Source organism: Aquimarina sp. AU119, assembly GCF_900312735.1.
Classification (GTDB): Bacteria; Bacteroidota; Bacteroidia; order Flavobacteriales; family Flavobacteriaceae; genus Aquimarina; species Aquimarina algiphila.
Genome location: NZ_OMPF01000014.1, coordinates 53,790 through 66,274 on the forward strand (window position 1 = coordinate 53,790; position 12,485 = coordinate 66,274).

A 12,485-nucleotide genomic window follows, 5' to 3' on the forward strand; every position below is an offset into this window, starting at 1 on the left:
AGAATTACAGAATCACTCCCGTTAGAACCCTTCAGAAAGAAACACTTCATACTCTTTAAATAGATGTTATACAGATTTCTTAAGTGCCAGGATATATCCTAAATGAATTCCCTCATGAAAATTATTAAAATTTAGAGCGTCTTGAACAGATTTTAACACAAATCCCGTACTGGTTGGATATTCGTTATAATCCTTGAAAACTTCAGCTGTCAAATCTTCTTCGGTTTTATCCAGAGTGCTAAATAGCAATTCTTTTATTTTTAACACTTCTTCTGCCGTGACTTCTCTTTCAAATTTGGTTCCTTTTCGATATAAATTGACCATCTCCTCATCAATCATCATTGGTAATCCACTTAAATTATATACTAACAACTGTTGTGTCACTACAACATGAGCAATATTCCAAATCAAATTATTCTTAAATCCTTCAGGTACTTTATTAAGCTGCTCTAATGTATGATTATCTAGTATTTTTTCGATTAATTTTCGATTTACCCGAGTAATTGTAATTGGATCTTGCATGGTATTTATCTCTTTATTTTATTGCTTTTCAAAAGTCATACTTCAATATTGATTAGTAATAACATAATGAATGTATGATTTCATAATTTTTAGCCAAAAATATGAGTTTTAATTGTGAAATGAATTCCTTTGCAGTGATTTTGATACTTAAAATAATTAACTGTGAAAAAAATATATCACCTATCCACTTGTGACACGTGTAAACGCATTATCAATGAGTTAAATCTATCTTCAGATTTTGTGTCACAAGACATCAAAAATGAATCAATTACTTTAGATCAAATAGAAGAAATGCATCAACTGGCAGGTAGTTATGAAGCCTTATTTAGTAAACGTGCACGATTATATAAAGAGCGTGATCTCAAAAATCAAAGTCTTACAGAAGAAGATTACAAAAAATTAATTCTTGAACATTATACATTTTTAAAACGTCCGGTAATTATCATTAATGATCAGATTTTTATAGGAAATAGCAAAAAAGTAGTAGAATCGGCCAAATTGGTGATATAACATATGAGTAAAAGAACTTTAGCACTAATTGCAGCTAGTTTTGTGGCAATATTTTATGGAGCAAACTATACTATTGCTAAAGATGTAATGCATTTTTATATTCAGCCATTTGGATTTATTCTATTGAGAATAGCGGGCGCTACAATTCTATTTTGGGGAATTAGTTTTTTAGGGCCAAAGGAAAAAATAGAACGTAAAGATTTTGCCAGAATTGTCGCTGCATCTTTATTTGGAGTAGGTATAAATATGTTGGCATTTTTTGAAGGCTTACATCTCACCACTCCTATAAGTGCTTCCGTTTTAATGGTTACCACACCTGTGATCGTATTAATTCTGGCTGTAATCTTCTTAAAAGAAAAAATAAGAGCATTGAAAGTTCTCGGGGTTTTAGTTGGACTTTCGGGAACATTGCTTATTATCTTATACGCCACCGGAAACTCTGCTACCGCAACAAATCCGACTTTAGGAAATTTTCTGATTTTTGTAAATGCAGTCTCTTATGCCAGCTATATCATTGTAGTAAAAAAAATCACTCAAAAATATCACCCTTTTACTTTTATGAAATGGATGTATGGTATTGGTTTTCTATTTGTTTTACCTTTTGGGTATTCTCAACTTTTAGAAGTACAGCCTGATATAATTCCCTTAGAAGGATACCTTAAAATTGGTTATGTTATTCTCTTTGCCACTTTTGGGACCTATATTCTCAATATTTTTGCTATTCGAGAACTTAAACCTACTACAGTAGCTGTATTTATTTACCTACAGCCTTTATTGGCTTCTATATTTGCGATTGGATTAGGCAAAGACACCTTGGATATTATCAAAATTGTTGCTACTCTTTTAATTTTTATCGGAGTGTATCTTGTAACCAAAAAACCTAAAGCTTTACACTAAATCCACTGGAACCTTAGCAAATTTTCTAGTATCTTCTTTGGTTAATACTTTAAAATCCTTTGGGCGTTCTATTGTATTCAAAAACTGGTGCATCTCTTCTGGAAGCGCAATAAGTTTACGAGTCTCCAAATTCATCCATGCTCCCATCATCTCGCACTGAGCAAAATTTCTTCCTTTATAATCATAAAAATTATGCCTGAATTCAAAAAATTTCCCATCCTCACTTAATCCTGACACTTCTAAAGAAACCCGAACAGGTCTGCCATAAAAAACTTCTTTAAAATAATAGATATGTTCATAGAACACAACCGGACCAACATTAAACTTGGCCAATAAGCGCTGATCAAATCCTTGTTCTACCAAGAAAGACATTCTCGTATGAGCTGCAAATTCTATATATGCTTTATTGGCTAAATGACGATTAGCATCAATATCGTTCCATCTAATTTCAAAATCTTTTATATACATATTCCCTGATTTTTCTGAACTGCGAAAATACAAAAGATAGATTATGCACGCATAATATTATTGTGTTAAATATTACTTCCTACGGTATAATAAAAAGCCGAAAAAATGATAATAAAAAACTGATTTTATTTTTTTCGCACCTGATATTCTAATTATGTCTATCGTATGCCAAAAGTACCCTCATTTTACAAAATGTACTCCTAATGTACCCATGTATTTAATGATGTTATTTATCTATTTAAGAACCTTTGTCCCACAACAAAATGAATCAAAAACCAACACTATTACACACAAAAAACAACACTTCTTTCTCTTATCAACACAAACTCAACTCACTTAACACTTATTTATCTTGAAACCACAATTAATACTCTTCACTAACCCTTACATATCATTTCCATTCTAGGAAAATCGAAACGTTAATTCGTAATCGAAAAGTAGTTATCCCCATAAACTACTGGTATCCATGTGATCCAAAAAAGACCTGGCAGACTTTGAAAGTCTGTTGGGTCTTCTTATTTTTAACAAAAAACCGCACATGTACATTAAACGAAATATTAGTTGGGGAGTTATTCTTAGATATGCATGGAAGAACATTATCTTCTTCACCGTATATACCACAAGTATTTTTTCTATCTATTATTTTTTGGGCTGGGATTTTATTGATATTCCTTTTCAGCCATTATCTCTAATTGGTATCGCAGTTGCTTTTTATATTGGTTTTAAAAATAGTCAAAGCTATGATCGGTTTTGGGAAGGTAGAAAAATTTGGGGCGGTATTGTAAATTATTCCAGAACCTGGGCAAATCAAGTATTATGCTTAGTAAATGCTGATCATAATACAAAAAAAGTTCTTATCCACCGTCATATTGCGTGGATCAATGCATTACGAATTCAACTGCGTCAACCTACTTCATTTACCATTAAAGAAAATGCAGCTGTAGAAAATCTTTTTAAAAGACATGGCGAACAAAAACCAGCCTGTGATGCTACTCAACAATTTGTTTCTGAAAAAGAATATCAAGATTTACTCGAAAGAAAAAACACCGCTACACATCTTGTAAAAAATCAAGGACTTCACATCAAACAACTTCTTGACAATGACCAAATCACAGAATTCGATAAACAACTTTTTCATCATACTCTCGAAGAGTTTTATAATCTTCAGGGAAAATGTGAACGTATCAAAAACACACCTTTTCCTCGTCAATATGCTTATTTTAGTACTGTATTTACCTGGATCTTTGTTCTCTTATTACCCTTTGGACTACTTAATGTATTTGAAAGTGAATTAAGTGATATGTCGCAACACCTTAAACCATGGTTCATTTTTCTAATGATACCGCTTTGTGTTTTGATAAGTTGGATTTTCACCACTATGGAAAAAATTGGAAGTAACAGTGAAGACCCTTTTGAAGGAAGAATTAATGATGTCCCTATGACAGCTCTTTGCAGAACTATAGAAATTGATCTTCGTGATATGTTGGACGAAAAAGATTTACCAGAAAAAGAACAACCAAAAGATAACATCTTATATTAATGCCAGTAATAGACTCTCAATATAATCCTCCTTTTTTATTTAGAAACGGACATATCTCCACCATATATCCTAACTTATTACGTAAAGTAAAAGACATATCTCAAAAAAGAGAACGAATAGAACTTGATGATGGAGATTTTATAGATTTGGATTGGAGTCATGGCTCAGCCAAGCATTCTAAAAAACTAGCCGTAATTATTCATGGATTAGAAGGCAATGGACAACGACAATATATGCTTGGATTAGCAAGACATCTTAATCATAATGGTTGGGATTCTGCCGCAGTTAATCTTAGAAATTGCAGTGGTGAAGTAAATCGCTTGTACAAATCTTACAATGCCGGAGCTAGTGAAGATCTTGATCATATTATCAATCATATCCTTTCTATCTATGATTACAACAGTATAACTATTTGTGGATTTAGTCTGGGAGGTAACCTTCTACTCAAATACTTGGGAGAAGGTCGTGTTCTTCCATCAGAAGTAAAAAATGCTGTTGCCGTTTCTGTTCCTTGTGATCTTTATGATTCGTTATCAGAAATAAATAAACCCAAAAATTATATCTATCAACAACGTTTTATTAAAAACCTTAAAGCCAAACTATATGATAGGCAGATTCAGTTTTCTGAGGTCCTAGATAAATCCGACATTAAGGCTTGCACTTCGCTTATAGATATTGATAACTTATATACCAGCAAAGCCCATGGCTATGAAGATGCCATGGACTATTACTCAAAATGTAGCAGCAAACAATTCCTAAAAGCTATCCAAATTCCTACACTTATTCTTAATGCAAAAAATGATTCTTTCCTTGGAAATCAGTGTTATCCAATAGATGAAGCAGAAAAAAATCCTAGTATATTTCTAGAAATGCCTGATTATGGTGGTCATGTGGGTTTTTATCTTCCAGACAAAACCTACTACAATGAGCGACGAACACTGGAGTTTTTTGAAAAACATATATCTTAAACCATCTTAAAGAAGGTTTTTTCCTACCCAAAAAACACCTTAAACGAACGTTAAGCGTTTGTTAAGGTTTTATGAAGTATTTTTCTTTCACTTGATCGAAAATCTTTTTTTAATTAAGAATATTTTAAGAATTTTGGTTGTTTCCTTTTAATTTTTCAAGGAAATGTATTTAACACTAACTCAAATTCAATTAAAATGAAAAAAAGCTACAAAAGCCTCAATACTTCATTGAGCTTTATGGGCAAAGTGACTCCTGCAATGAGCACCTTTGCTTTTATGACAATGGTTTTACTATCTTCAGGACTTTTTGCTCAAAATGCTAAACAAAAGCAACAAATCGCACAAGAAACTAATCTTGCAAAATTAAGTCAACTTCAGATTGAATCTTCTAACAAAGCAACTTTACAAAAGAAAGAAGCTTTACAGGCTGCAAAGTCTAATGGATGGCAGGTAAAAATGACCAATGCCGATGGAAGTTTTTCTGAATTACAAAGAATTGCTAAAGACGGAAGCCCACTTTATTACACAACATTTAATGTAGATGCGGCAAAATCTACAAGAACAAATCATCTTAATTCTGGAGGTTCTCTAGGATTAAATCTTGATGGTCAGAATATGACTGCCCACGTTTGGGATGGTGGTCATGCCAGAGCATCACATCAGGAATATGATGGTGCTGGAGGTAGCAATCGTGTTACTATAAGAGATATCGCTGGTGAAGGTGGTTTAAAACTTAACTTTCATGCAGCTCACGTAACAGGAACTATTGCTGCATCTGGTGTACAAGCTAACGCAAAAGGAATGGCTCCTCATACAAAAATCGATGGATATATGTGGAACAACGACGTTGCAGAGGCAACTGCTGCTGCTGCTAACGGAATGTTAGTTTCTAATCACTCTTATGGTTTTAGAGGTGACCTTGTTCCTGATCAGTATTTCGGGGCATATATTGACGAATCCAGAAATTGGGATGAGGTAATGCACAACGCTCCATTTTATCTAATGGTTGTTGCTGCAGGTAATGATGGTAACAGAGATACATATAATGCTGCACCTTTAGACGGTAATTCTTCTTATGATAAATTAACTGGTCATTCTACTTCAAAAAACAACTTGGTAGTTGCAAATGCACAAGATGCCAATGTAAATAGTAGTGGTACTCTGGTAAGTGTATCAATCAATAGTTCTAGTAGTGAAGGACCTACAGATGATTATAGAATCAAACCAGATATTACTGGTAACGGTACAGGTGTATACTCTACTTATGAAAGTAGTGATACTGCTTACAACAGCATTACCGGAACATCTATGGCATCACCAAATGTTGCTGGTTCTCTTTTATTATTACAGCAACATTATAACAACGTAAATGGAAACTTTATGAAAGCGGCTACTTTAAAAGGTTTAGCTTTACATACTGCAGATGATGCTGGACCTTCTGGACCAGACGCCGTATATGGATGGGGATTATTAAACGCTAAAAAAGCTGCCGAAACAATCACTGATAACGGTAGTGAAACAAAAGTTGAAGAATTAACACTTACTAGTGGTCAAACATATACAATAACTGTAGATTCTGATGGTACTAGTCCTTTAATGGCTTCTATCTCATGGACAGATGTACCAGGTGCTGCAGTTACAGCTACGAATTCTAACACAGCTGTATTAGTAAATGACCTAGACATTAGAGTATCCAAAGGAGGAACTACATATAACCCTTACAGATTAACAGGAATTACAACTAATGGAACTGGAGATAACACCGTTGATCCTTATGAAAGAATCGATGTTGCTAATGCATCAGGAACATATACAATTACAGTAACCAACAAAGGTTCATTAACAGGAGGAAGTCAAAATTTTTCTCTTATCGTAACTGGATTAACAGGAACTCCTGTAGTATGTTCTGCAACAGTACCTGCAGGTGTTAACAACTCTAATGTTGGAAACACTAGTGCAACTATTGGATGGACAGCTGTTCCAGGAGCAACATATGATGTTAGATATCGTCAAACAGGAACTACTTCTTGGACTACCCAGACTGCTAGTGCAACTTCTTACGCAATTTCAGGATTATCAGCTTCTACATCTTATGAAGCGCAAGTAAGAAGTAAATGTTCTGACGGAACGACATCTTCATATAGTGCTTCTACTACGTTTACAACTACAGCAGTACAATTAAACTATTGTGCTTCGAATGGAAATAGTGTAGCCGATGAATATATTAGTAATGTACAATTAGGAACAATTAACAATGCTTCTAGTGCGGGAAGTGGTGGTTATACTGATTTCACTTCTATTTCTACAACAGTAGCAAAAGGAAGTTCTAATACCATTTCTGTTACTCCTACCTGGACTGGCACCCAGTATAACGAAGGATACAGTGTATGGATTGATTATAATCAAGATGGGGATTTTGCAGATTCTGGAGAACAAGTTTGGACACAAGCTGCTACACAAACTACTCCGGTAAGTGGAACTTTCACTGTTCCTGCAAGTGCTGCAGATGGGAGCACAAGAATGCGGGTATCTATGAAATATAACGGTATCCCAACTTCTTGCGAGTCTTTCCAATATGGTGAAGTAGAAGATTATACAATAATAATAGGCACATCTACAGGAGGTGGAGGTGGAAACACAGGTTGTACGTCTGGTATTTCATCTTTCCCATATAATGAAGGGTTCGAAAACACTCTTGGAGCATGGACTCAATCATCTGCAGATGACATTAACTGGACCGTAGATGCTAGTGGTACTCCTTCTAGAGGAACTGGACCTTCTAGTGCAACTCAAGGATCTTACTACATCTTTGTAGAAGCTTCTGGAAACGGAACAGGATATCCAAACAAACAAGCCATCTTAAACTCTCCATGTTTTGATTTATCTGGACTTACTTCTGCAAGTTTTACATTTAGTTACCATATGTATGGTGCTGCTGATATGGGAAGTATTGCAGTAGAAGCAAGTAACGATAATGGAGCTACCTGGACTAGTCTATGGAATCAAACTGGAAACAAAGGAAATTCTTGGCAAACTGCTAATATTGACCTTGCTTCTTATGTAGGTAATAGTGTACAACTACGATTTAATAGAGTTACAGGCGCTACATGGCAAGCTGATATTGCAATAGATAATGTTGCTCTATCTTCTGGTTCTTCTACAACTTCAATCTTTGCTGTAACAGCAGATACTTTAGGACAAGAGGTTAGTGAATTAAGCACTAAGATAACTGCTTATCCAAATCCGCTAGCGCCAGGAGACGTTCTTAATATTGCTTCTCAAAACAGTGAAGCTAAACCATATACAATCTACAATACGCTAGGGCAAGTTGTAGGTCAAGGAAAAGTGACAAATACTATCAATGTTGATGGATTAGAAGCTGGACTATATATGCTTAAAGTAAATACAACGATAATTAATATCGTTAAGCAATAAAAAACCATAAATAAACAAATTTTTAACCCTCAGGAACAAGAGTTCCTGAGGGTTTGTTTTTTCAAAACTATCGTTTGACAAATAATATAACACTTACATTATTTAAAAATATTTAGATTTGTAGCAACTACGAACTGATTTAGTATTTTTTATTCGAACTGAGAACAAAACAAAAACATTATGATTTTTAGACTTTTAGTTATCTTTTTAGCTATAGCTGGGGCATACTATATTATAAGAAACGTATTTGGTAATTCTGAATACAAAAGCTGTAAAAAGTGTGATGGCAAAGGATATTGGATTGCTATGAGAGGCGAAAAAGATAAATGCGATATTTGTAAAGGATCAGGAAGAATTCCAAGGCAATATTAAATGAACATGAAGAAACTTATAATCCTTGCAATACTCGTTATACTCTCCATAAAAACTTATGGGCAAATCAAAACAATTCATGTTTTTGTTGCTTTATGTGATAACAAGAATCAAGGAATAGTTCCTGTTCCTGCAAAAATAGGAAATGGAAAAGACACTAGAAATAACTTGTATTGGGGAGCTGGATATGGTGTAAAATCATTCTTAAAACTAAAAACAAAAGACTGGAAATTAGTAAAAGAATTAGATACCTCCAACTCCAACATTTTAGACAGAGTATTATTTAAACATGCAACAGAAGAAGTCTACTTACTCGCCGATGCTTATGATGGCGAACAAATTAAAACATGTATTGAAGACTTTTTAAAGGCATCAAATGCGCAAGATCCTCAAAAAATTCAATTTAACACTAAAGAATTAGGGTTTGGCGGAGATTCTGATTTGTTAGCCTATGTAGGACATGATGGATTGATGGAATTTGATGTTTCTATTTCGTACAAACCAGTACAAACAAAACAGAAAGATATCATCGTTTTAGCTTGTTATAGTAGAAATTTCTTTTCTCCCGAAATTAAAAAAGCAAATGCCAATCCAATTTTATGGACTACACATTTAATGGCTCCTGAAGCATATACACTAAAATCTGCTATTGATGGGTGGATAAAAAATGAAACCGGAAAACAAATTGATGAAAGAGCAGCTCAAACCTATAATAAGTACCAAAAATGTGGAATACGAGGTGCGAGAAATCTATTTACTACTGGGTTTAAGAATTAAATACTCTCCTAAATAAAAATAAAATTCCCAGTCCCGAAAAATGAAACTGGCGGCGTTTATCTTTGTTCCTATGAAGTCGAAAACTCCGACTAAAAGCTTTATAGCTTATCCATAAAATAGGAAAGCCCTATGATATTAAAAACTCTGTAAAATCTAAAAACAATGAAAAACCTCTTCATTAAAAAGTCTTTAAAAGGTCAAATAACTAAGTTATTGTTAGCACTATTAGTCTTATCAGGATGTTCTAAAGATGATTATATTCTTGAAGCAAACAAGGATACTTCATCCGTAAAATCATCATCAAATAATTGTTCTATAGGCACCTCGACTACTGATCTTATTAATATCGGAAGTGCTTCGTATCAAGTAAATAATTTAGCTAGTTTAAAACAAGCTATTATCGATGCAATAGACGGTGATATAATTTACATTGAAGACTCTGCCATAATAAATGTTTCAGAATTTGATGCTATTATAGTAGATAAAGCTATCACACTAGCCAGTGGTCGTGGTGGGAATGGAAAATGTGGAGCCATTATAAAAACAGATGTATACGGTCGTTATAATACTATTGCAGGAGAATGGGAAGACTCCTTAGCCTATAACAGATCAAAAGCAATTCTAGAAATAAATTCTTCTAATGTTAGAATTACAGGAATCAGATTTGAAGGTCCTTTTGGCGAAAAAAACGAAGACGACACAAAACTAGAATTGAAACATGGAATTAGTATTAATGGGCAATTCCAAAATATAACTATTGATAATTCTGAGGTCTACAATTTCCCATATAGTGGGATTACTTTAGGTCAAGAAGTGAACAATAATATTGTTATAAAACATAATTATTTTCACAATAATAAACAAAAGCATTATGGATATGCTGTATCTATGGGAGGACAATCTTTTGCTCTGGTAACAAAAAATTTCTTTAAGCACAATAGACACGATATTACTTGTAGTGGGCTTAAAAATTCTGGTTATGAATTTTCCTATAATACTGTTTTAGGAGGTAGTACCAACGAAAATGTAGATACGCATGGTAATAAAGATATAAAACCAGAAAATCAAGATCCTGAAAACCCTCATATAGCAGGAACATTTTTTTACGTACATCATAATACTTTTTATGAAAATGAAAGAGGAACCGTTAGAAATATTCTGATTCGAGGTATTCCAGAAGTTATGTTTTTAGTGGAAAAAAATAACTTTATTAAAAGTAACATGGGAGACGTATTTATGATAAACAGCAGTAAATCAGGTGATGAGACTATTTATGGAGATAATGTCTTTGCCTTTAATAATAGTTATAATGGGTATGTAAAAGGTCATATATTCCCAAATATCTATAAGCATAATATCTCGGATGTAACTTATTTACCTATGGAAAATACGGGGGAGAATATCTTAAACATGATGGAAGTTGGATGCGGTGATTTTGATGGAGACGGAACTGCTGAAATTTTTACTAATAGAAATGGCAGATGGTATAGAATAAACTATCCAAAACCAGAAACCATGCATATTAGAGCTGAATTTAATAATTATAAATGGATCGATATGGGAGGTTCTGGTTACCAACCTAGTAATGTGAAAATTGCAGATTTTAATGGAGATGGTAAAACTGATATATTTTCTACTTCTGGTCACAATTGGCAAATAGCATATAGTCCAATTACCGGTTGGGAGCAAGTTAACTACTCCCCTTCTTATAATCTTACTAATCTAAAATTTGGTGATTTTGATGGAGATGGTAAAACTGATACTTTTAAAACAAATGGAACGGATTGGTCCATTTCTAAAGGAGCTACAACTAATTGGAACAAAATTGGATCATCAGATTATAATATTACCCAATTACTGACTGGAAATTTTAATCTTAACGAAACGACTGATATATTTGTTTCAAACCAGACCCATTGGTTTTATGCAGATTATAAAACTGGAAATAATTGGGAAATTCTAAATACAAGTGGTGAAGAGAGTGTAAATCTATTTTCTGCCGACTTAGATAATGATGGAGAAACAGATATTTATAAAAAGTTTGGTGATGGTTATAAAATATCAAAAGGCGGAAAAACTAACTGGGAAATATTTAGCTTATAAGTTTCTTCATATATTTATAAAAGTTTAAAAAGTAGTAAGACACGTGGATTATCTGCGTGTTTTACTAATTTCAGGAACCCATCGCCATGAAAATCTGTAGTGTACAGACTAAACCAATAACAGGAGATATCGAATGTAATATTGCAGATCATAAAGCATGGATAAAACTTGCTGTTTTACATCAAACAGATTGTATCATATTTCCAGAATTGTCATTGACTGGCTATGAACCAGAATTAGCAAAAAAACTTGCTATATTCCCCAATGATCATCGTCTTGATGATTTTCAAAAATTGAGTGACCAACATAAGATTGTTATTGGAGTTGGGGTTCCAACAAAAAGCAAGACAGGGATTTTCATTAGTATGATTGTTTTTCAACCCCACATCAACAGACTCACATATTCAAAAAAATATCTACATATAGACGAAGAGCCTTTCTTTATTCCTGGAGAGAATATAAAGCCGTTAATTATTAATGAAGAACAAATTGCAATTGCAATTTGTTATGAAACATCAATACAAGAGCATATAGATCAAGCTATAAAACACAAAGCCACTCTATATATGGCTAGTGTTGCAAAATTTACAAACGGAATTGAAAAAGCCAATCATCGATTAACAGAGATTGCAAAAACACATCATATAACAACGATGATGTCAAATGCTATAGGAAAAGCCGATAATGGTCAATGTGCAGGAAATTCTTCTGTCTGGGATGAGGCCGGTCATAAAATAGGACAATTAGATAACACCAGTGAGGGAATTTTAGTTTTTGATACAAAAACAAAAAAATTGACTACAGTATATCGTCAATAAAAATCAATTCATCCTTGGGTTCAGTACATCCAAAAATTTGTAGTAGCATTAAATTTTTGTAAGTTTAAGGGGATA

11 protein-coding genes are annotated in these 12,485 nt (G+C 33.5%); 9 read left to right on the forward strand and 2 right to left on the reverse strand.

Going from position 1 to position 12,485, the window contains the following annotated elements:
• Positions 1 to 66 precede the first annotated feature (66 nt).
• Positions 67 to 522 (reverse strand): DinB family protein, encoded by a 456-nt coding sequence (locus DK442_RS11195; protein WP_109435971.1) that lies wholly within the window; start codon positions 520 to 522, stop codon positions 67 to 69.
• A 162-nt stretch (positions 523 to 684) separates the two neighbouring features.
• Between DK442_RS11195 and DK442_RS11200 the strand changes: the two genes are divergently transcribed.
• Positions 685 to 1,032, forward strand: a complete 348-nt coding sequence (locus tag DK442_RS11200; RefSeq protein WP_109435972.1) for an arsenate reductase family protein — start codon at positions 685 to 687, stop codon at positions 1,030 to 1,032.
• Between the two features lie 3 nt (positions 1,033 to 1,035).
• Complete coding sequence (locus DK442_RS11205; protein WP_109435973.1) at positions 1,036 to 1,929, forward strand: DMT family transporter; 894 nt, start codon at positions 1,036 to 1,038, stop codon at positions 1,927 to 1,929.
• On the opposite strand, the gene DK442_RS11210 is transcribed toward DK442_RS11205, so the two are convergent.
• Positions 1,921 to 2,397, reverse strand: a complete 477-nt coding sequence (locus tag DK442_RS11210; RefSeq protein WP_109435974.1) for a thioesterase family protein — start codon at positions 2,395 to 2,397, stop codon at positions 1,921 to 1,923. The two genes, DK442_RS11205 and DK442_RS11210, sit on opposite strands and share 9 nt — an antisense overlap.
• Before the next feature lie 538 nt (positions 2,398 to 2,935).
• Between DK442_RS11210 and DK442_RS11215 the strand changes: the two genes are divergently transcribed.
• From DK442_RS11215 to DK442_RS11245, 7 genes are all read left to right on the forward strand, one after another.
• A complete protein-coding gene (locus DK442_RS11215) occupies positions 2,936 to 3,937 on the forward strand; it encodes a bestrophin family protein (RefSeq protein ID WP_109435975.1) in 1,002 nt (333 codons plus the stop codon).
• Positions 3,937 to 4,905, forward strand: coding sequence for a YheT family hydrolase (locus tag DK442_RS11220; RefSeq protein WP_109435976.1), 969 nt, complete (start codon positions 3,937 to 3,939; stop codon positions 4,903 to 4,905). The genes DK442_RS11215 and DK442_RS11220 overlap by 1 nt, the downstream gene beginning before the upstream one ends.
• 195 nt (positions 4,906 to 5,100) lie before the next feature.
• On the forward strand, positions 5,101 to 8,340 hold the full coding sequence (locus DK442_RS11225) for a S8 family serine peptidase (RefSeq protein WP_235010942.1): 3,240 nt from the start codon (positions 5,101 to 5,103) through the stop codon (positions 8,338 to 8,340).
• Positions 8,341 to 8,520: 180 nt separating this feature from the next.
• Entirely contained in the window at positions 8,521 to 8,712 is a 192-nt protein-coding gene (locus DK442_RS11230; protein ID WP_109435977.1) for a hypothetical protein, read from the forward strand.
• 6 nt (positions 8,713 to 8,718) lie between these two features.
• On the forward strand, positions 8,719 to 9,489 hold the full coding sequence (locus DK442_RS11235) for a hypothetical protein (RefSeq protein WP_109436439.1): 771 nt from the start codon (positions 8,719 to 8,721) through the stop codon (positions 9,487 to 9,489).
• A 162-nt stretch (positions 9,490 to 9,651) separates the two neighbouring features.
• On the forward strand, positions 9,652 to 11,592 hold the full coding sequence (locus DK442_RS11240) for a VCBS repeat-containing protein (RefSeq protein ID WP_109435978.1): 1,941 nt from the start codon (positions 9,652 to 9,654) through the stop codon (positions 11,590 to 11,592).
• Positions 11,593 to 11,678: 86 nt separating this feature from the next.
• The gene (locus DK442_RS11245; RefSeq protein WP_109435979.1) at positions 11,679 to 12,410 is read left to right on the forward strand and encodes a carbon-nitrogen hydrolase family protein; all 732 of its coding nucleotides are present in this window, start codon (positions 11,679 to 11,681) and stop codon (positions 12,408 to 12,410) included.
• The last annotated feature ends 75 nt before the right edge of the window (positions 12,411 to 12,485 follow it).

Coding starts and splice junctions, on each gene's coding strand:
- DK442_RS11245 (WP_109435979.1), top strand. CDS start 11,679: ATGAAAATCTGTAGTGTACAGACTAAACCAATAACAGGAGATATCGAA.
- DK442_RS11215 (WP_109435975.1), top strand. CDS start 2,936: ATGTACATTAAACGAAATATTAGTTGGGGAGTTATTCTTAGATATGCA.
- DK442_RS11205 (WP_109435973.1), top strand. CDS start 1,036: ATGAGTAAAAGAACTTTAGCACTAATTGCAGCTAGTTTTGTGGCAATA.
- DK442_RS11230 (WP_109435977.1), top strand. CDS start 8,521: ATGATTTTTAGACTTTTAGTTATCTTTTTAGCTATAGCTGGGGCATAC.
- DK442_RS11225 (WP_235010942.1), top strand. CDS start 5,101: ATGAAAAAAAGCTACAAAAGCCTCAATACTTCATTGAGCTTTATGGGC.
- DK442_RS11210 (WP_109435974.1), bottom strand. CDS start 2,397: ATGTATATAAAAGATTTTGAAATTAGATGGAACGATATTGATGCTAAT.
- DK442_RS11235 (WP_109436439.1), top strand. CDS start 8,719: ATGAAGAAACTTATAATCCTTGCAATACTCGTTATACTCTCCATAAAA.
- DK442_RS11220 (WP_109435976.1), top strand. CDS start 3,937: ATGCCAGTAATAGACTCTCAATATAATCCTCCTTTTTTATTTAGAAAC.
- DK442_RS11195 (WP_109435971.1), bottom strand. CDS start 522: ATGCAAGATCCAATTACAATTACTCGGGTAAATCGAAAATTAATCGAA.
- DK442_RS11240 (WP_109435978.1), top strand. CDS start 9,652: ATGAAAAACCTCTTCATTAAAAAGTCTTTAAAAGGTCAAATAACTAAG.